The organism is Sphingomonas chlorellae, assembly GCF_056485145.1.
In genome coordinates this window covers 1-19787 of the sequence record NZ_JBQXXM010000006.1, presented here as the reverse complement: position 1 = coordinate 19787, position 19787 = coordinate 1, and the positions used below count along the sequence as shown (strand labels likewise).

Below are 19787 nucleotides of genomic sequence, written 5' to 3'. Positions count from 1 at the left end.
ACCAACTCCGCCTCGCGCCACACGGCGCGGGGCGGATAGATCGATGCTGCCGGCACGCATCGCTTCGGATAGAAGCAGCGGGCCGACCCCGAACAGGACGCTCGATCGGAAGTTGCGCTTGCCCGACTCTGCCCTTTCCCATCTTCAGCGGCTCGAAGCCGAGAGCATCCACATCCTCCGCGAGGTCGTCGCAGAGGCCGAACGGCCCGTGATGCTCTATTCGGTGGGCAAGGACAGCGCGGTGATGCTCCACCTCGCGCGCAAGGCCTTTTATCCTGCGCCCCCGCCCTTTCCGCTGCTCCATGTCGACACGACGTGGAAGTTTCGCGCCATGTACGAGCTGCGCGATCGAGCCGCCGCCGCCGCGGGAATGGAGCTGATCGTCCATCGCAATCCCGACGCGCTCGCGCAGGGGATCAACCCGTTCGACCATGGGGGGCTCCACACCGACCTGTGGAAGACCGAAGGGCTCAAGCAGGCGCTCGACCGCGGCGGCTTCGACGCGGCGTTCGGCGGCGCCCGGCGCGACGAGGAGAAGAGCCGCGCCAAGGAACGCGTCTTCTCCTTCCGCTCGGCAAGCCACCGCTGGGATCCCCGGTCGCAACGCCCCGAACTCTGGCGGCTGTACAATGCCCGCAAGGCCAAGGGCGAGAGCATCCGCGTCTTCCCCCTCTCCAACTGGACCGAGCTCGACATCTGGCAGTATATCCTCGCCGAGAGCATCGAGATCGTGCCGCTCTATTTCGCCGCGCCGCGCCCGACGGTGGAGCGCGACGGCATGCTGCTGATGGTCGATGATGAACGTTTCCGGCTGCACCCCGGCGAGGTACCGGTCGAACGCTCGATCCGCTTTCGCACGCTCGGCTGCTATCCGCTCACCGGCGCGGTGGAGAGCACCGCCGACACGCTGGAAAGCGTGATCCAGGAAATGCTGCTCACCACCACCAGCGAGCGCCAGGGCCGCGCGATCGACCACGACCAGGCCGCCAGCATGGAGAAGAAGAAGCAGGAGGGGTATTTCTGATGACCGCCTACCGCCCCGACGCACTGATCGCTTCCGACATCTCGGCCTATCTCGAGCTGCACCAGCACAAGTCGCTGCTGCGCTTTCTTACCTGCGGCTCGGTCGACGACGGCAAGTCGACGCTGATCGGCCGGCTGCTCTACGATTCGAAGCAGATCTTCGAGGATCAGCTCTCGGCACTGGAAACTGATTCCAGGCGCGTCGGCACCCAGGGCCAGGCGATCGACTTTGCGCTGCTGGTCGACGGCCTCGCCGCCGAGCGCGAGCAGGGCATCACCATCGACGTCGCCTATCGCTTCTTCGCGACGGAGAAGCGCAAGTTCATCGTCGCCGACACCCCCGGCCACGAGCAGTACACCCGCAACATGGTGACCGGCGCCTCGACTGCCGATCTCGCGGTGATCCTGATCGACGCGCGCAAGGGCGTGCTGACGCAAACCAGGCGGCACAGCTTCCTCGCGCACCTGCTCGGCATCCGGCATCTGGTGCTGGCGGTGAACAAGATGGACCTGGTCGATTACGATCAGGCCGTGTTCGGCCGCATCGTCGCCGACTATGCCGAATTCGCCCGTTCGATCGGCATCCGGGACTTCACCGCCATCCCGATCTCCGGCTTCCGCGGCGATAACGTCACAGCCCGCAGCCCGGCGATGCCGTGGTTCACCGGACCCGCGCTGCTCGATCATCTCGAGAGGGTCGAGGTCGACGCCGATGCGGATCGCCGCAAGCCGTTCCGCATGCCGGTGCAGTGGGTCAACCGGCCCGATCTCGACTTTCGCGGCTTTGCCGGGCTGATCGCCGGCGGCACCGTTCGCCCGGGCGATCCGGTCCGTGTCCTGCCCTCGGGCCGGACCAGCACCGTCGCCCGCATTGTCGCGATGGATGGCGACAAGGACCTCGCGGTCGCGGGTGAATCGATCACCCTCACCCTCACCGATCCGGTCGATTGCTCGCGCGGCGACGTGATCGCCGCTGCCGATGCGCCGCCGCAGGCTGCTGACCAGTTCAAGGCGACGCTCGTCTGGATGGACGCGGCGGAACTTCTGCCCGGTCGCGCCTATTGGCTCAAACTCGGCACCCAGACGGTCAGCGCCGTCGTCCGCGCGCCCGATCATGCGATCGACGTCAACACCATGGTGCGCACGCCCGCCAAGACGCTGGCGCTCAACGATATCGGCGTCGCGGAAATCGCGACCGATCGGCCGCTCGTGTTCGAACCCTATGCCGACAGCCACGACCTGGGCGGCTTTATCCTGATCGACAAGCTCACCAACGCCACGGTCGGCGCCGGAATGCTCGATTCGGCGCTGCGCCGCGCGCAGAACGTGCATTGGCAGGCGCTGGAAATCACCCGCGACGCGCATGCTGCGCAAAAGGGGCAGCAGCCGCGCTTGCTCTGGTTCACCGGCCTGTCCGGCGCCGGCAAGTCGACGATCGCCAACCTGGTCGAAAAGCGGCTGCACGCGCTCGGCAAGCACAGCTTCCTGCTCGACGGCGACAATATCCGCCACGGGCTCAACCGCGACCTCGGCTTCAGCGATGCCGACCGGGTGGAGAATATCCGCCGCGTGGGCGAAGTCGCCAAGCTGATGACCGATGCCGGGCTGATCGTGCTCACCGCCTTCATCTCGCCGTTCCGCGCCGAACGCGAGATGGTTCGCGCGATGCTGCCGCCCGGCGAGTTTTTCGAAATCCATGTCGACACGCCGATCGCGGTGGCCGAGGCGCGCGATGTGAAGGGCCTGTACCGCAAGGCCCGTGCGGGAGAGATCGCCAACTTCACCGGCATCACCAGCCCCTATGAACCGCCCGCGAATCCCGAAATCCGGATCGACACGACGCGCGAGACGCCCGAAGAGGCTGCGGAACGGATCGTCGAGGAGATCATGGGGATATGGGCACCGGTGCTTTGAACGACGCCGCGCTGGCGCGAGCCATCGCCGAGGAGGCGGGCGAACTCCTGCTGCGCATCCGGGCGGAGGGCGCCGACGGCGCACGCGGCGATCGCGAATCGAATGCGCTGATCCTCGACCGGCTGCGCGCCGCACGCCCCGACGACGCAATCCTTTCCGAGGAATCGGCCGACGACCTCTCCCGGCTCGACGCGCGGCGCGTGTGGATCGTCGATCCGCTCGACGGCACGCGCGAATTTGCCGAAGGGCGCAGCGACTGGGCGGTGCATGTCGCGCTCGCGATCGACGGCGCCGCTGCCGCGGGCGCGGTGGCGCTTCCGCCGCTTGGCCGCACCCTGTCCACCGACGCGCCGCCGCCGCTTGCGCCGCTCGTCTCGCCGCCGCGCCTGCTCGTCAGCCGGACGCGGCCCAGTGCGCTGTGCGGCGACGTGGCGGGGCGGATCGGCGCCACGTCGCTGACCATGGGGTCGGCCGGAGCCAAGGCGATGGCGGTCGTGCGGGGCGAGGCGGAAATCTACCTCCACGCCGGCGGCCAGTATCAATGGGACAATTGCGCCCCCGTCGCGGTCGCGCTCGCCGCGGGTCTGCACGCGTCGCGGATCGACGGCAGTCCGCTCGTCTACAACCTTGCCGAACGGGCGGTACCCGATCTGCTGATCTGCCGCCGCGAATGGGCGACGCGCGTGCTCGAGGCGGTCGCCGCCTGCGCCTGACGCGCCTGGATCGCCGCGGCGTTCACCGCTTGGCGCCCGCCGCCGACAGTCCCGTCAGCCCCGCCTCGGCAAGCTGGCCCGCAGCGGCCAGCGCCGCAGCGCCCGCGGCGTCGAGCGGGCGCGCGATGTAATAGCCCTGAAGGTGGCTGCACCCCGCCGCCCGCAACGCTTCGAGCTGGACGCGCGTCTCCACCCCCTCGGCGACCACCGACATGCCCAGTGCGCGCGCGAGCTGGATCACGGCCTGCACGATCGCGGCGCTTTCGCGGTCGCGGCCCAGCCCCTCGACAAAGGTGCGATCGATCTTCAGGCAGTCGAGCGCGAACCGGCGAATGTTCGACAGCGAGGAATAGCCGGTGCCGAAATCGTCGAGCGCGACGCGAAACCCCATCTGGCGCAGCCGATACAGCGTCTCGGCCGCGCGGTCGCCGTCGTCGAAGATCGCCGTTTCGGTGATCTCGATCTGGAACCGCTGCGGCGCGACCCCGGCCTGCGCCACCCGCGCGATGACGTGCGCGACGAAATTGGGCCGGCGGAACTGGCGCGGCGAGAAATTGACCGACAGATATTGCGTCGGCCAGTCGCGCAACGCCGCCACGGCGCGGTCGATCACCCAGTCGCCGAGCATATGGATCAGGTTGCTCTCCTCGGCGATCGGGATGAACAGCGCGGGCGGCACCATGCCGAAATCGGGGCTTTGCCAGCGGATCAGCGCCTCGAACCCCTCGACGATCAGGTCGCGCTGGTCGACGATCGGCTGAAAGACGAGGTCCAGCTCGCCGCGCGCGATCGCCCCGGCCAGCGCGCCTTCCAGTTCGCGACGATGGCGCAACCGCGCGTCCATCGCCGCATCATACAGCCGGGCACAGCCGCGGCCGCAGCGCTTGGCGTCGTTGAGCGCGAGGTCGGCACGGCGCAGCAGGTCGATCGGGTCCTCACCCGCGGCCGGATCGACCACTACCAGCCCCGCCGAAATTCCTCCCGGAACGGCGTGACCGAGCACGCGCATCGGCGCGGCGCAGGCCTTGATCACCTGCTCGACGCGCATCACCGCCTCATCCTCGCTCACCACCGGCAGCAACAGCCCGAACTCGTCGCCCGCCAGCCGCGCGGTCAGGCAGGTTTCGGGCACCGTCGCGACCAGCAGCGCATGCGTTTCGCGCAGCATCGCGTCGCCGGCGAGATGCCCGAGCGTGTCGTTGACCAGCTTGAACCGATCAAGGTCGAGCATCGCCAGCGCAAAGCGCTGCGTCCCCGCCGCCGCACGATCGAGCGCCGTCAGGAATGCGAGCCGGTTGGGCGCGCCGGTCAGCGGATCGCGCGTCGCCAGCCCTTCCGCGGCGACCCGCTCCGCCGAACGCGCCGCCCGCTCGTCGCGCAGCGCCGCCTGCGTCGCGACCAGCCGCCGCGCCGACCGCGCGCGTTCGATCAGTGCGGCCAGCACGCGCGCCAGCCCGTCCGCCGTCAGCGGCTCGGTCAACAGCGTCAGCCGTTCGGCCGCTTCGGGCATTGCCGCGATCGTCGCCATCGCCGTATCGGCCCGGTCGACCAGCACGACGAGCGCGAGCACGGGGTCCGCCGTCGCCAGTCGCGCGGGCAGATCCTGGTGGAGTGCCGCCGCGTCACCGCGCAGGTCGATCAGCGCGCCCACGATCGCGCCCCCGCCCCGCGCGGCCCGCAGCATCGCGATCGCCGCCGCGCCGGTCGCCACCGTCGGCGCCTCGCCCTCGGCCGCCCCTGCCATCGCCCCTGCCGCGGCGGACCAGGCCGTCTGGGCGCCGGGCCGATCGTCCACAATCAGAATACGCACGCGTAACACCCCCCGACAGGGCAACGGTCCCTGTCCAAACGCCAATCACCATCCTGCCAACACAAGATAAACTATCGTCCCCGCCATCGACCATCGATTTCTTCGGACGCATCCCGTTTATACTGCACCGGCGAGCTACGTTCCGAAGATTCCCTTAGTCGCACGAAACAAGATCGTCCTTTAGAACAGCAGTTGTGAGAGGCCCCGTCTCCCCGGAACCTTTCACGGGTAAAAAAGCGTCCTTCCCGCTTCTTTCCCCCAGGGCGGGAACTGCATATGGGAGCAAGCCGGAGCCGTCCGTCGATCCCTCACGGCTCCGGCTTGTCGCATTTCCTCCTCAGGTCGACGACAAGGCGTTCGTTTCGCGGGCCGACGTGCCGCCGCCGTCCGGTCGCGCGGCGGCAAGCGCACGTCCCCCGTCCCCGGTCCTTTCCGCGCGAACGCATTATTTTCCGCGCAGCAAATCGTTTCGCATCCAATTGCGGCATCGGGCGTTTGGCGTTCCGGTCGCCTATATCCGATTGCGGGGGAGAACATGCCTGACGAACGCGCCCGACGACGATGGTGAACCCTGCCGACGACCTGTCGGCGGCCCCGCCGAATCCGGAAGAGTTCCGGCTGATCGCCGAACGCGCGCCGGTGGTGATCTGGGCAACGCGCGCCGACGGGCGCACCATCTTCGTCAACCGCTGTTTCTCCAGCTTCACCGGCCTGGCCCCCGAGGGCGCGCTGGATTTCGACTGGCGGACGATCCTTCACCCTGACGATGCCGCCGCCGTGATCGGTGCGGCCGAACGCGGCTGCGCGGCGCGCGGCGACTTCACGATTGAAGCGCGCGTCCGCAATGCCGAGGGCGAATGGCGCTGGCTCCACGCCGCGATGACGCCGCGGATGGACGCGGCGGGCGTCTTTGCCGGCTATATCGGCGTCGCCCACGACCTCACCGACCGCAAGCAGATCGAGCTCGCGCTGCGCGAACGCGAGGCCGAGTTGCGCAAGAGCGAGGAAAGCCTGCGGCTTGCGATCGAGGATGCCGGGATGGCAACCTGGGAGCTCGACCTGACGACGCTCGCCGGCGAATGGTCCGCCAATCGCTTCGACCTGTTCGGCATGCCCCGGCGCGCCGATGGGCGCGGCAGCTTCCAGGACTGGCTCGACCGGATCCATCCCGAGGATCGCCCGCGCGCAGAGGCCGCCGCGCGGCGCTGCTTCGACCGGGGCACGCCCTACACGATCGAATATCGCATCCTGCGGGCCGATACCGGCGGCGAACGCTGGTTGCAAAGCCACGGCACGCGCGTTGACTATAGCGACGGGCGCCCGACCCGCTTCGTCGGCGTCTCGTTCGACATCACCGAGGCGAAGCGCGCCGAAGCGCGGCTGCGCGCCAGCGAAACGCGCTTCCGCACGATCTTCGAACAGGCCAACGACTTCCTCATCACCACCGACCTCGATCAACGGATCACCTCGGTCAATCCGGCGGTCGAACATGCGCTCGGCTATGCCCAGGCCGAAATGGTGGGTCGTTCGATCGGTGACTTCATGGATGCCGGCGATTTTGCGCGCAGCGCCGCCACCTTCAAGGCCGGGCTGGCCCGCTGCGGCAACGGCGGGTCGACGCGGCTGACGCTCCACGTCCTCGCCCGCGACGGTCGTCGGCTGGTGTGGGAAACCAATTCGCAGATCACCGTCGGCCCCGACGGGGTGCCCACCGGCCTCCACGCGATCTGCCGCGACGTCACCGAAGCCAAGCGCGCCGAGGCGCATCTGCGCCTGCTGATCGACGAGCTCAACCACCGCGTGAAGAACACGCTCGCGATCGTCCAGGGCATCGCGCAGCAGAGCTTCCGCCGCGGCGTCGAACCCGAGGCCGGGCGCCGCGCCTTCGAAGGGCGGCTCGCCGCGTTGTCGGAGGCGCACAATCTGCTCACGCGCCAGCAATGGACGCCGGTGTCGATGCGCCGCATCATCGCCGACGCGGTCGCCCCGCATGGCGGCGACGAGGGCCGCTTCACGCTCGACGGCCCCGATCTGATGATCGCGCCCAAGACCGCGATCTCGCTCGCGCTCGCCATCCACGAACTCGCCACCAACGCGGTCAAGCACGGCGCGCTCTCGGCGTCCGCCGGCCGCGTGGCGATCGACTGGTCGGTCACGGGCGCCGACGACGCGGCACGGCTCGTCCTGCACTGGACCGAAAGCGGCGGTCCGCCGGTCGAGGTGCCGCGCCACCGCGGTTTCGGCACGCGCATGATCGAACGCGGCCTCGCCGCCGAGCTCGGCGGCGCCGTCACCATCGCCTTTCGTCAACAGGGGCTCGTCTGCACGGTCGAGGCCCCGCTGCCCCAGGAAAGCCGTTCCCGATGATCGCGATTCAGCCCTGCCCGTCCGCCGCAGCCGACCGGGGCGGGGCCAGCCGTCCCGCCGCCGTCCGCGTGCTGGTGGTCGAGGACGAGCCGGTCGTCGCGATGTGCCTTGAAGACATGCTCGACGCGATCGGCTGCACGCCGGTCGGGCCGGTCGCGCGGCTCGACGAGGGGTTGGCGCTTGCCCGCAGCGCCAGCTTCGACGTCGCGATCCTCGACATCAACCTCTCGGGCGAACGCAGCACGCCGATCGCCGCGCTGTTGCGCGACCGCGGCATCCCCTTCGCCTTCGCCAGCGGCTACGGCACCCCGCCCGAGGGTTTCGAGGACAGCCGCCTGCTCGGCAAGCCCTATCGCCAGCAGGAGGTGGCGGCCCTGCTCGACGCGCTGCGCCGGGGCTGAGCCGCACCCGTTCGTCAGCCGCGTCGTGGCCAGCCCCGCCCGTTGGTCAGCCGCGCGCGCCGTCCGCCGTCCGGCCCGCACGCCGCAACACCGCTTCGGCGCGCGCCAGATGCGGGCGGTCGACCATGCCGCCGCGATGGCCGATCGTCCCCGCGCCCGGATGGGCGGCAAACAGCGCGACGATCGCCTCCGCCTCGGCGATCTCGTCGGCATCGGGCGTGAACGCCGCGTTGATCACCGGCACCTGCGCCGGATGGATCGCCAGCATGCCGCGATAGCCGTCGCGCCGGGCGCCCTCGGCCCGCCGCCGCACCACGTCCAGGTCGCGGAACTCCGCCTCGATCGTCTCCACCGGCGCCACCCCGGCCGCCGCCGCGCCGATCAGGCACAGGCTGCCCGCCAGCCGATAGGTGAAACCATAGCCGCCATCGGCGCCGCGGTTGCTGCTCGCGCCCAGCGCATCGGCCAGATCCTCGGCGCCCCAGCTCATCGCCGCCAGCCGCGGCGCACCGGCATAGCTGCCCGTGGTGAACATCGCCGCGGCGGTTTCCGTGACCAGCGCGATCACGCGCGTCGCCCCCCGCGGCGTTCCCGCCGCAACCTCCAGCGCCGACAGATAATGGTCGAGCGTCTCGACATCGCCGCGCCCGTTCGCCTTGGGCAGCATGATGCCGCCCGGGCCGGCGGGCATTACCGCGGCCAGATCGGCGAGCGCGTGCGGGCCGTCAATCGGGTTGATGCGCACCCACAACCGCGCGCGCGCCGCCGCCGGCTGCGCCGCCAGGAATGCCGCGACCCGGCCGCGCGCGGCGGGCTTCTCCGCCTCGGCGACGGCATCCTCCAGATCGAGGATCACCACATCGGCCTCGCCCGCCGCCGCCTTCTCCATCTTCCGCTCGCTGTCGCCCGGCGCGAACAGCCAGGAACGCGCATCACTCGCTTGCATCTCGGCTTTTTCCCTCTCCGCCCCGAATCGGGGTCGCCTGTCTCGTCGCGGCCTCATAGCATCGCCGATGGCAGAGCGACCAACGGCGCCCCCCGGCCACGGGAGGCGCCGTCGCGGTCCCCGCGCGCACGGCGCGGGGCGGTTCATGCCGCTTATTCGGGGATCACGGGATCGTCGAACGGCTCCTCCTCGCCCGACGCCGCCTCGTCCGAATTCTCGCTCATGTCGTCGGCGATGTCGGATGCTTCCTCCTGCGCCTCGACGGCGTCGCGCACCTGCTCCTGCAACTGCTCGCTCACCGCGCTGCCCATGTCCTGCACGATCTGCGGCAGCTCGACATTCACCTCGCCCAGCCCCTGATTGGCGGCATCCAGCTCGCCGTTGCTCAGGCTCTCGCGCGCCTGGATCAGGTTGCCCTCGGCCTCCTCGATCTGCGGGTTGACCTCGATCTGCGCAAGGTCGCGCAACTGCTCGCCGGCGCTGTCGAGCCCGCCGCCGATATTGTCCTCGGCGACCTGGCGATAGGCTTCGGCGCCCTGGCCGCGCACCTCGGAGACCTGCTGGCCGAACTGCACGTCGTCGACGGGGACGTTGACATTGCCGTCGCCCGCGACGCGATCGGCGAGCTGCTGGTCCGCCTGGCGTGCCTGGTTGCCGATTTCCTCGCCCGCCTGCTGCGCGTCCTGCTGCTGCTGCTGCGGATCGGGCTCGCCGCCCCTGTTCTCGTTCGACTGGTCGTCCTTCAGCTTGTTGTCCTTGCCGGCGAGCTTCTGCTTCAGGAAGTCGATCGCCATCCAGACGCCCATCGCCTGGAGGAAATAGTTGAGCAGCTTCTCGAAGCTCAGCCCCGACCAGAACTTGTCCCAGCCCGATTCGGGCGGCAGCGGGATCGCGATCACCTTCTTGTTGAGCAGCGTGCCGGTCAGGATCGGCCACACCGTCGTGTCGCTCTCCTTGCCGGTAAAGGTGCCCTTGAACCCGAACGACGCGTTGAGCGCGACGGCACCCGCGGTGTCGACGATCTGCCCCTGGTCGAAGCTCAGGTTGGTCGTGCTGCCGTCCGATCCGGTCAGCACGATCGTCATGCCGCTCTGCCGGTCGGTCGGGTCGGCGGGCGACGGGGCATTGCCCTTGCGCGCGAACACGATCGACCCCTCGCTCGTCGTCGCCGACTTGCCGTCGGTCCCCGCCGAATAGACGTAATAGGTGCGGCCCGGCTGGCCGTTGTCGTTCATGCCCCACAGATAGGCAAAACCGCGCAGCCAGGTGCTCACCGCCAGATAGCTGGGGAAATCCAGCCCCTTGAACACGTCATACTGGTTGAAGAAGTCGGCGATCGCCTGCTCGCTCTGCGCCACCGTCGGCAGCTTGAACGCATCGGTCATCGTCGACTGGAACGACGACGCCATCTTCGACGAGGGCGAGGTCATGATGTTCTGGCAAAAGCTCAACGCCTTCGCCATGTTCGCGGCATCGGCGGCGGTGACGGTGATCGCCGGATAGGCGAGCGAGGTGAAGTCGAGCTGCTCGCCCACCACCTTCGCCGGGAACAGCGAGTCCGGCTGCGAGATCAGCAGCTGGTAGATATAACAGGGCTGGGTCTTGCCCTTCGAATCGACATAGGTGCCGTCGAGCGTCACCGTCCCCGTCGCCCCGTTCGCCAGCACCTGCGTCCCGTCCGAAAGCGGCAGCAGTTTCAGCGACTGCAGATAGCCCTGTTGCGGCGAGTTCTTCGCGATGTTGGTCGACGCGTCGAATGCGTTGAGCACGACGACGCCCTTGCCCGACTGGTTGGTGATCGAACAGTTCTTGTTCACGTCCATTTGCTTCCTCCTGTTGGATGCCGGTTCGTTTCAAGGCTGTGTCCGCATGGCGCGCCGGTTCAGGCCTGGGCGTAGCGGATGACGGTGCTGCTCGACCGCGCGCCGCCGGTGAACCGCTCGGCCACGATCGCGCCCTGCCGGGGATTGCCTTCCGGATCGAAGCGGACGGCGCGATAGTCGAGGTCGGTCAGCCGCACCGGCGTGCTGCCGTCGGGCGCGAAATCGATGATCTGCGACCGCATCGGCACCGCACTGCCGGGGGCGAGCCAGTCGTCGCTGCGCTGGGCCAGCGTGCCGTCGGGGCGGCGGCGCGCGATGCTGCGGTCGGGCGCGCGCGACGGTTGCCACGGCAACGCGGCCGGCACGTTCGCGGGTATCGCGGGCATCGCGGACGGGGGCACCGGCGGCACCGGGCGGCGTCCGTCGAACGTCGCGACCAGCCTTCCGCCGACGAAGCGGAACCGCGTCACGGCGCCCACCTGCCCGTCGGCGTCCTCGCTCGTCACCAGCAGGTCGCCCGCCAGGATGCGTCCAACGGGATCGAAAACGATCCCCGCATAATCGCTGTTGCTCTGCGCGACGACGCCGTTGCCGTCGGGGGCGAACCGCATCGTGTGCAGCCGCTGCGGCCGCCCTTCGGGGCCGAGCTGCGACTGGGCGACGCTCGCCAGCGTCAACGCGGCGCCGGCGCGGCGCGTCACCGCCAGCGCGCCGCCGGCCAGCCGCAACCCCGCAAAGCCCGCCTTGCGGAAATCCACCTCGAGCTGTTCGGGCGCCGCGTTCGTCAGCGTCTCCAGCCGGTAAAGCGCGGGCCGCTCGCCGGCATAGTCCATCGTCGCGCGATGCGTCGGCTGCCCCTGCGCGTCGCTGACGGTAAAGCGCGCGCTTCCCGCCGCGGGCAGCCCGGCGGGATTGCACACCAGCACGCGATAGTCGGTGGCGATCGTGCCGCGCAGCGCGCCCGTCGGGTCGAGCAGTCGCGTCTGCGCCGACTGCGGGCGCCCGTCGCCGTCGACCGTCACGGTCGACTGCGACCGCAGCACGCCCCCGGCGTCGCGGGCACGATAGTCGATCGTGCCGCCCCCTGCCCCCAGCCCGGAATAATCGACCTCGCCGCGCCGCGCGACGCGGCGTCCGCACGGGCCGTAATGGACCACCGTCGCCGTGCACGGCGTCCGCCCGGCGGCAAGCCGGTCGCTGCCGGCGATGGCTGCGGGATCATGGGCGGAAAGGGCAAGGGCGGCGATACCCGCCGCGGGATCGGGCTCGTTCATGCGCTGGGCTCCTCGGACTGGTAAGGCGACGCGGCGTCGGCGGCGCGGCGCGCGCCGATCGCGGCGATGATGCGGTCCATCAGCGCCACGCCCTCGGCGCGCGTGCTGGCCCGCTTGTACGAAAAGCGCATGTCGAGGCTGACGCGCGTCACCCCCGACCGGTTGGCGACCGATCCGTGCCCCAGATAGCCGCCGTCGAAGATCAGCACCTGGCCATAGGCGACGGGCACCGGCGCGAAATCGCCGCGCCCGTAATCGCTCTCCAGCCACAGCGTCGCGCCTTGGTCGACATCGGTGAACGGCAGCCAGAAATTGACCTGGTCGATCCGCCGCGTGACGCAGATGTCGTGGTGGAACGAACTGACGCTCGGCGTGCCCGAAAGGTGGACGCGCAGCTTCGGGTTGCACGTATAGGAAAGCCCCCGCCCCACCAGCGGCGCCAGCACGCGCAGCATGAAGCCGTGATACAGCGTCCAGAAATCGGCCCCCGCGGGCTGGCGCTGCATCATCGCGCCCAGCAACAGGTTGTCGCCGCCGTGCAGCGCCGTCCGCTGGCCGCGCCGCCGCCGGTCGTCGGCCAGATAGGCATGGAGCTGGTCGAGCCGCCCCACCCGGAACACGTCGCGCCCCAGCACCGCGGCAAAGGGGAAGCGGCGCGTGTCGTAATCGAGCAGGATCCACGGGCGCTGCGGCACCGGCCCCGCCGCGTGCGTCAGCGCAGCCCGGTCGACATCGGCGATCCCCGCGGGATGCCCGCCCATGGCGCCGCGCGGCGGGCGCAGCCCCGGCGGTGCCGCAGGCGCGGCCACCGACGCGGCGGCGCTGCTCATGCGATATCCCCCGATTGCGGCGCGCTCGCCTCCGCGCGCGCGCCGTCGCGGTGCAGCCGCGCCAGGATGCGCCGGACCCGGCTCAGGCTGGTGCCGGTGCGGGCATAGCCGTGCCACAGGAACAGCCCGCCCTTGCGGCTCGCGCCCGCCATCATCGCCACCAGCGGGCGCCATGCCCAGTCGGGCAGCCCCAGCCGCGGCGACGCGGCGAGCGCCGTCGCCGTCGCATCGTCGATCAGCATCATTCCGCGCAGCGCGACCGTGGTGCCCGCGGCGCTGCGGGCGCTGCCGTGCGCCAGCGGCCGGCCGGTGACGGGGTCGCACACCAGTTCGAGCGTGCCCGACGCCAGCTTGCCGCTGCCGCCCTCCCACGCGACCCGCCCGTCGCCGATCCGCGCCGAGACCGGCACGCCGCCGATCGTCATCGCCCCCGCCGCGATCGTCGCGGGAACGACTTCGGCAAGCGGGCCGTGCTGCACGATCAGCCGATACTCGCCCGCCAGCGCGGTCGCGTCCGGCAGCGCATTGAAGTCGCCCGGCTGCTGGCCGGCCTCGTGCGCGTCGAGCACCAGCTTGTACGCCGCATCCGGCCCGGCCCCGGCGGGCCAGATCAGCCCCACCCAGCGCCGCGCGCCGCGCGGCGTCAGGTCGGGCTGGAGATAGCCCGAACTGGCGTTGCCCGCGCCCGCCGACCAGACGAGCACGCCCTTCTCGAACCGCGCCTGCTGGATGCGCACGCCGTTCAGGTCGACGCGCACGGTGCCGCCGCCCGGCCGGCCGAATACCGAAAGCGCCAGCTCGCGCCCCGGCGCCAGGTACAGCCCGGTCCATACGCCCAGGTCGCGGCGGAGCAGTTGCTGGAAATCGGCGGCGAGCGCATCGAAATCGGCGGGCATGGCGTTCGCGCGCAGCCAGCGTTCGGCGGCGGCGCGCGCCTCGCCCGCGGGTGCCGAACGCACCGCCGCCAGCAACGCCGCGCTCGTGCTGCCGCGGCCGATCAGCTTTTCGAACAGCCGCCGGTTCTCGGGCTCGCCGGTGCCGCGCAGCCCCTTGGCCGCAAGCTGGATCGCCCCCGCCTCGCGCCGCGCCAGCAACGCGCGCTCGCGCGGCGCCAGCCCCGGCCATTGCGCCACCGCCGCCGCCGGATCGCGGCGATATGCGTCGCGCAGCGCCGGGTCTTCGCACAGCGCGACGACGAACCGCGCGGCGGCGCTGTCGGGCTGCCACTGATAGCTCTGCGGCACGTCGAACCGCGCAAAGTCGGTGAAGGCGCGGCGCTCGCGCGGGCCATATTGGTCGATCACGCGCAGCGGGTCGGTACCCGCCTGCACGCTCTGGCCGGGCTGGAGCAACCCCAGCCGCGCGAGCATTGCCGGGTCGGCGGGCGCCGCCGCGCGCGGCGGCAGGTAAAAGGTCGAGATCCCCGTCACCCAGCTCTGTACCGCCGGATCGCGCAGCGACGCGATCGTCTGCCGGTCGATCAGCGGCTCGACGCCCGGATAACGCGACCCGACATAGTTCACGACCGGATGGTCGGGGCCGTACAGCGGCTCGAGATAGTCGAGCAGCGCCGCGAAATTGCTGTTGAGATAGCCCTGGCGCCGATACCCCAGCTCGCCGATCAGCCCCACCTGCCACAGCACCAGGTGCAGTCCCGGATCGGGGCGCCGCGCGCGGATCAGCATGTCGGTCGCCTCGTACATCTGCATGCCCGGCTGGCTGGGATCGACGCCCAGGTCGGCGCACAGCGTGTCGAGCGCGCTCACCGCGGCGCGCATCTCGGCGCGGTGCCCTTCGCGCCGCGCGATCTTCACCGCGCGATGCGTGGCGAGGACGAAGATGCCGGGATGGCCGTAAAAGATCGCGACGACATGCCGCCCGTCGCGCACCGGGTGCAGCATCGCCTCGGCCATCTGCATATAGGTGACGTAACGCCGCTTGCTGTCGTCATAGAGCGCGTACAGGTCATAGGCGTCGGGCCGCTGGTCGAGCAGCCACAGCTTCGTCGCCGGATCGGCGACACAGAAGAACACCTCGTCGGCGGCGCGGATGCGCGCCTCGTCGGCACGGGTAAAACCGATCGCCTCGATCCCCGATCCCAGGATCTCGAGCATGCCGGGCTGCGCGGGCGGCGTGATCGCGGCGGGGTCGTCGCTGATCGTCGCACCGCGCGCCGCGATCGCGCGGGCCAGGCTGCGCCAGCGGCGGCGATGCGCCTCGGCATCGGGGTACAGGTCAGGGCTGGGCTGAAGCCGGGAGACGGGCATCGTCCTTCCTTTCGGTGCGAAACGGGGGAACCGGGGCACGGACTGGGGAATGGGCGGCGCGCGCTCAGCCCTTCAGATAGGTCATCGCCACCCCGGCGCCGACCTTCACCGGCAAGGGCTTGCCGTCATAGGTCGCCGCGGCGAGCGTCTGGAACGCCAGATAAGCCTTGTCGCCGCTATTGGCGCTCATCTGCGTGACCAGCGCCTTCTGCGCGTCGGCGGGCCAGCGCCAGTTCTGCTGCTCGGTGTCGGCCTGGCTGTTCTTGGTCTGGAGCAGCGTCGACAGCGTGACCTCCAGCGTCGTCGGGTCGCCGCCGACTTCCTGCACATATTGCGAGAAGGTCGTCCACCGCGTCGCGACCGGGATCGCGCCGTTGAGCATATAGTTGATCAGCAGCCCCAGCCCCGTGGTCTGGCGCGGCTGCAGGTTCGCGATGTCCTGCTCGTCCTGCTTGCGCCATGCCTCGAGCAGCGTGCCTGCGGTCTGGAAGGCGACATAGATGGCAACGCCCTCGATCAGCGTCGGCAGCGCCTTCGCCATGATCCAGTTGCCCAGTCGTCCCAGCACCGACGCGATCGCGCCCGGCTCGACATTGACGTCGGTATCGATGTCCACATCGACGTCCACGTCGACGTCGTTGTCGGTCACGACGTCGATATCGATGTCGATGTCGACGTCCACGTCCACATCGACCACCGCGATGAAGTCGACATCGACGTCGATGTCGATGTCCACGTCGACGTCCACGTCGATATCGATGTCGACGTCCACATCGATGTCGATATCGATATCGATGTCGATGTCGATGTTGATCGGGTCGGCGTCGTCGCCCACCGCGCTGTCGGGCGCGGCGGTGTCGCCGGTGCTGTTGAGCGCGGTGCGGATCTTGCCCGCGATCGCCTGCACATTCTCCGTCAGCCATTTCAGCCCGTCGGGAACCGCGCCGAGCAGGTTGATCGCCGAATCGACCGCCATTGCGAGCTGGACGGTGAAGAACGCGCCATAGACCATGTCGTACAACACCGCGTACCAGGGGAGCTGCGGGTCCTGGTACGACTGGGCGATGAACTGTTGCCCGTCATGCGTGCCGACAAAGGCCCAGGTGATCGTGTCGGGCTTGCCCTCCCAGGCCAGGTCGCGGATCACGCCGGTCAGCATGAAACCCGCCTGCGCCGTCGCGCCCGCGCTGGTCAGTTGCGATCCGGCAAAGTCCAGCGGCACCGCCGGCCCCTGCCCGTTCGCGGGAGTGAAGCTCGCGGTGCCGTCGGCGATCGTCAGCGTCCCGATCGACTCGGTCGGCACGATGAAGCCCATCGCGCTCGCCGCCGGGGGCGAATAGCAATAATAGACGCCCGGAAAGGCATAGAGCCGGTTGGTCGCCCAATAGCCGATCGCCGAATAGAGCCCGAAATCGAGGCCCGGCGCGCCGTTCTGGTTGAAGAAGGTCGCCGCCGCCGGGATCAGCCCGGTCACCGGCGTATTCTCGACCAGCGCGGTGAAGCCAAGCGCGGTCGGGGTAAAGGGCTGGCTGACCAGGTTCTGGTAAAGCTGCCATCCGCTCTGCGCGACGCTGACGTCGGCGGGTGCGACCGTGACCGACTGGGTGCTCGGCGTCAGCGCGTCGATGACCGCCAGCTTGACCGGAAACTGGTCCGACTGGCGGGCGATCACCACGCGCGCCAGCGGCTCGTCGGTGGCGAAACTGCCCGTCGCGTTCGCGGCCACGCTGCCCAGCAACGTATAGGTGGGGATATAGGCCGACGGATCGGTCGACGGCGGGTTGGTCGGCGCCGGCGAAAAGGTCGAATAGACGTTGACGGTTTCGCCCAGGCTGCTTTGCACGGTGAACGGATAGCTGGCCATCATTCCCTCCCCTGCCCCGCGCCTTGCGGACGCGCGCCGTCGCCCCGCGAAACGGCGCTGTGCCGTCACGCGCCCGACGCCCCCCCGGGGCGCCGAAAACGATCGGTCGGTCCTGAAAACGCTAAGGAAAAGCGTTGCGATTGCTGCCGGTTATATGCGCGTCGCAGCACGCCTCAACGGCGATCGCATCCGTTCCCGAAGTCAGAATGGAGGTATCGGGCACCTGCCCGCCCGCGCCGGCGCCCGGTCGGGCACGGCACGGGCGGGCGGCGCGTCACTCGACGGTGACGGACTTGGCCAGGTTGCGCGGCTGGTCGACGTCGGTGCCCTTGGCGACCGCGACGTGATAGGCGAGCAACTGCACCGGCACCGCATAGACGAGCGGCGCGATCAGCGGGTGGACCTTGGGCATGGTGATCGTCGCCATGCACCCGTCACCCGCGGCCTGGATGCCGTCATAGTCGGAAATCAGCACCACCTTGCCGCCGCGCGCCTGCACTTCCTGCATGTTGCTCACGGTCTTGTCGAACAACGGGCCGGACGGCGCGATGACGATCACCGGCACATTGTCGTCGATCAGCGCGATCGGCCCGTGCTTCATCTCGCCCGCGGCATAGCCCTCGGCGTGGATATAGCTGATTTCCTTCAGCTTCAGCGCGCCTTCCAGCGCCAGCGGATAGTCGGTGCCGCGGCCCAGATACAGCACGTCGCGCGCGTTGGCGATCGTCTGCGCGACGCCCTGGATCGCCTCGTCATAGGCCAGCGCGGCGTTGAGCGCGGCGGGCGTCTCGCTCAGATAGCGGACGATCCGGCGCTCTTCCTCGTGCGGCATCAGCCCCTTGGCGACGGCCAGGTTGGCGGCGAGCGCGGCGAGCACCGCCAGCTGGCAGGTGAACGCCTTGGTCGACGCGACACCGATCTCCGGCCCGGCATGCGTCGGGAGCAACAGGTCGGCCTCGCGCGCCATCGAACTGGTCGGCACGTTGACCACCGCGGCGATCTTCTGCCCCTCGCTGCGCGCATGGCGCAGCGCCGCCAGCGTGTCGGCGGTCTCGCCCGACTGGCTGATGACGATCATCAGCCCGCCCGGCTCCATCACCGGCGCGCGATAACGGAACTCGGATGCGACATCCAGGTCGACCGGCACGCGCGCGAACTGCTCGAACCAGTATTTGGCGACCATCCCGGCGTAAAAGCTGGTGCCGCACGCGACGATGGTGACGCGCTTGATCGCGGTCAGGTCGAAATCGGGGATGGGCAGCGTGATCCGCTCGTCCATCCGCTGCAGGTACGAACGCAGCGTCTGTGCGACGACGATCGGCTGCTCATAGATCTCCTTCAGCATGTAATGCCGATGGTTGCCCTTCGAGATCAGTTCGCCCGTCACGCCCGAAATCGTCACCGCGCGCTCGACCGGGTTGTTCTCGCGGTCGAAGATCTCGGCGCCCTCGCGCGTGATGACGACCCAGTCGCCCTCGTCGAGATAGGCGATGCGCTGCGTCAGCGGCGCCAGCGCGAGCGCGTCCGACCCCAGATAGGTCTCGCCGTCGCCATAGCCGACGACCAGCGGCGAGCCGAGCCGCGCGCCGATCAGCAGTTCGGGATGCTGGCGGAACAGGATGGCGAGCGCGAACGCGCCCTGCAGCCGCGGCAGCACCTCGCGCACCGCGTCGGCCGGCGCCATCCCCGCCTCGACCTTCTCGCTCACCAGATGCGCGACGACCTCGGTGTCGGTCTCGCTGGTGAACTGGCGCCCGCGCGCGACCAGTTCCTCGCGCAGCGCCTTGAAGTTCTCGATGATGCCGTTGTGCACCACCGCCACCTCGCCGGTGGCATGCGGATGGGCGTTGTTGGTGGTCGGCCCGCCATGCGTCGCCCAGCGCGTGTGCGCGATGCCGGTGGTGCCGGGCAGCGGGTGCGCCGCCAGTTCCTTGCCCAGGTTGACCAGCTTGCCCGACGCGCGGCGCCGCTCGATGCGCCCGTCGACGTCGGTGGCGATGCCCGCCGAGTCATAGCCGCGATATTCCAGCCGCTTCAGCCCGTCGAACAGGCGCTCCGCCACATCTTCCTTACCGACAATTCCGACGATTCCGCACATGGGAAAAACCTCCTGGCCCCTGCCCTAGCGCGGGCGGGCGGCCGCGCCTAGGGGCCGGGCGCTGTCAACAAGCTGAACGACTCCCCCGTCCCCGCGCACAGCCCCGGCCCCACGACACCCCCGCCGCCCCAGCCCCGAACCGGAACCGGCCACTCCACCACCCGAACCGCACAAACCCCGTCGCCCCGGCCCCGAACCGGGGCCCAGCTTCCTAGGCCGCCCCGAACGGCCGCCCGGCGCCCCAACCCCGAACCCGGCCGCCCACCACCCGAACCGCACAAAAACCCGTCGCCCCGGCCCCGAGCCGGGGCCCAGCTTCCTAGCCCGCCCCGAACGGCCGCCCGACGCCCCAACCCCGAACCCGGAACCCGGCCGCCCACCACCCGAACCGCACAAAAACCCGTCGCCCCGGCCCCGAGCCGGGGCCCAGCTTCCTAGCCCGCCCCGAACGGCCGCC

At 69.8% G+C, this 19787-nt stretch carries 13 protein-coding genes; 5 read left to right on the top strand and 8 right to left on the bottom strand.

Annotation, left to right across the window (positions count from 1 at the left end):
• The first annotated feature begins 118 nt into the window (after nucleotides 1-118).
• The 3 genes from cysD to ACT3CF_RS15115 are packed head-to-tail and all read left to right on the top strand — an operon-like array spanning nucleotide 119 to nucleotide 3650.
• The gene (cysD, locus tag ACT3CF_RS15125; protein WP_478424161.1) at nucleotides 119-1024 is read left to right on the top strand and encodes a sulfate adenylyltransferase subunit CysD; all 906 of its coding nucleotides are present in this window, start codon (nucleotides 119-121) and stop codon (nucleotides 1022-1024) included.
• The gene (gene cysN, locus ACT3CF_RS15120; protein ID WP_478424160.1) at nucleotides 1024-2937 is read left to right on the top strand and encodes a sulfate adenylyltransferase subunit CysN; all 1914 of its coding nucleotides are present in this window, start codon (nucleotides 1024-1026) and stop codon (nucleotides 2935-2937) included. The genes cysD and cysN overlap by 1 nt, the downstream gene beginning before the upstream one ends.
• Nucleotides 2919-3650 (top strand): 3'(2'),5'-bisphosphate nucleotidase CysQ, encoded by a 732-nt coding sequence (locus ACT3CF_RS15115; protein WP_478424159.1) that lies wholly within the window; start codon nucleotides 2919-2921, stop codon nucleotides 3648-3650. The genes cysN and ACT3CF_RS15115 overlap by 19 nt, the downstream gene beginning before the upstream one ends.
• Nucleotides 3651-3672: 22 nt before the next feature.
• Here ACT3CF_RS15115 and ACT3CF_RS15110 read toward each other — a convergent pair whose 3' ends face one another.
• Entirely contained in the window at nucleotides 3673-5460 is a 1788-nt protein-coding gene (locus ACT3CF_RS15110) for a putative bifunctional diguanylate cyclase/phosphodiesterase (RefSeq protein ID WP_478424157.1), read from the bottom strand.
• A 561-nt stretch (nucleotides 5461-6021) separates the two neighbouring features.
• On the opposite strand from ACT3CF_RS15110, the gene ACT3CF_RS15105 reads away from it, so the two are divergent.
• Both ACT3CF_RS15105 and ACT3CF_RS15100 read left to right on the top strand, forming a co-directional pair.
• Nucleotides 6022-7827, top strand: coding sequence for a PAS domain S-box protein (locus ACT3CF_RS15105; protein WP_478424155.1), 1806 nt, complete (start codon nucleotides 6022-6024; stop codon nucleotides 7825-7827).
• Nucleotides 7824-8228 (top strand): response regulator, encoded by a 405-nt coding sequence (locus tag ACT3CF_RS15100; protein WP_478424153.1) that lies wholly within the window; start codon nucleotides 7824-7826, stop codon nucleotides 8226-8228. Before ACT3CF_RS15105 ends, ACT3CF_RS15100 begins: the two co-directional genes overlap by 4 nt.
• A 46-nt stretch (nucleotides 8229-8274) precedes the next feature.
• Here the strand turns inward: ACT3CF_RS15100 and ACT3CF_RS15095 are convergent, their stop codons facing one another.
• From ACT3CF_RS15095 to glmS, 7 genes are all read right to left on the bottom strand, one after another.
• Nucleotides 8275-9174 (bottom strand): HpcH/HpaI aldolase/citrate lyase family protein, encoded by a 900-nt coding sequence (locus ACT3CF_RS15095; RefSeq protein WP_478424151.1) that lies wholly within the window; start codon nucleotides 9172-9174, stop codon nucleotides 8275-8277.
• Between the two features lie 152 nt (nucleotides 9175-9326).
• The gene (locus ACT3CF_RS15090) at nucleotides 9327-10997 is read right to left on the bottom strand and encodes a hypothetical protein (protein ID WP_478424150.1); all 1671 of its coding nucleotides are present in this window, start codon (nucleotides 10995-10997) and stop codon (nucleotides 9327-9329) included.
• Between the two features lie 59 nt (nucleotides 10998-11056).
• Entirely contained in the window at nucleotides 11057-12271 is a 1215-nt protein-coding gene (locus ACT3CF_RS15085; protein ID WP_478424148.1) for a hypothetical protein, read from the bottom strand.
• On the bottom strand, nucleotides 12268-13101 hold the full coding sequence (locus ACT3CF_RS15080; RefSeq protein WP_478424146.1) for a phytanoyl-CoA dioxygenase family protein: 834 nt from the start codon (nucleotides 13099-13101) through the stop codon (nucleotides 12268-12270). The genes ACT3CF_RS15085 and ACT3CF_RS15080 overlap by 4 nt, the downstream gene beginning before the upstream one ends.
• Nucleotides 13098-15368 (bottom strand): SAM-dependent methyltransferase, encoded by a 2271-nt coding sequence (locus ACT3CF_RS15075; RefSeq protein WP_478424145.1) that lies wholly within the window; start codon nucleotides 15366-15368, stop codon nucleotides 13098-13100. The genes ACT3CF_RS15080 and ACT3CF_RS15075 overlap by 4 nt, the downstream gene beginning before the upstream one ends.
• Before the next feature lie 64 nt (nucleotides 15369-15432).
• A complete protein-coding gene (locus ACT3CF_RS15070; RefSeq protein WP_478424143.1) occupies nucleotides 15433-17232 on the bottom strand; it encodes a hypothetical protein in 1800 nt (599 codons plus the stop codon).
• A 274-nt stretch (nucleotides 17233-17506) separates the two neighbouring features.
• On the bottom strand, nucleotides 17507-19330 hold the full coding sequence (gene glmS, locus ACT3CF_RS15065) for a glutamine--fructose-6-phosphate transaminase (isomerizing) (protein ID WP_478424141.1): 1824 nt from the start codon (nucleotides 19328-19330) through the stop codon (nucleotides 17507-17509).
• Between the last annotated feature and the right edge of the window lie 457 nt (nucleotides 19331-19787).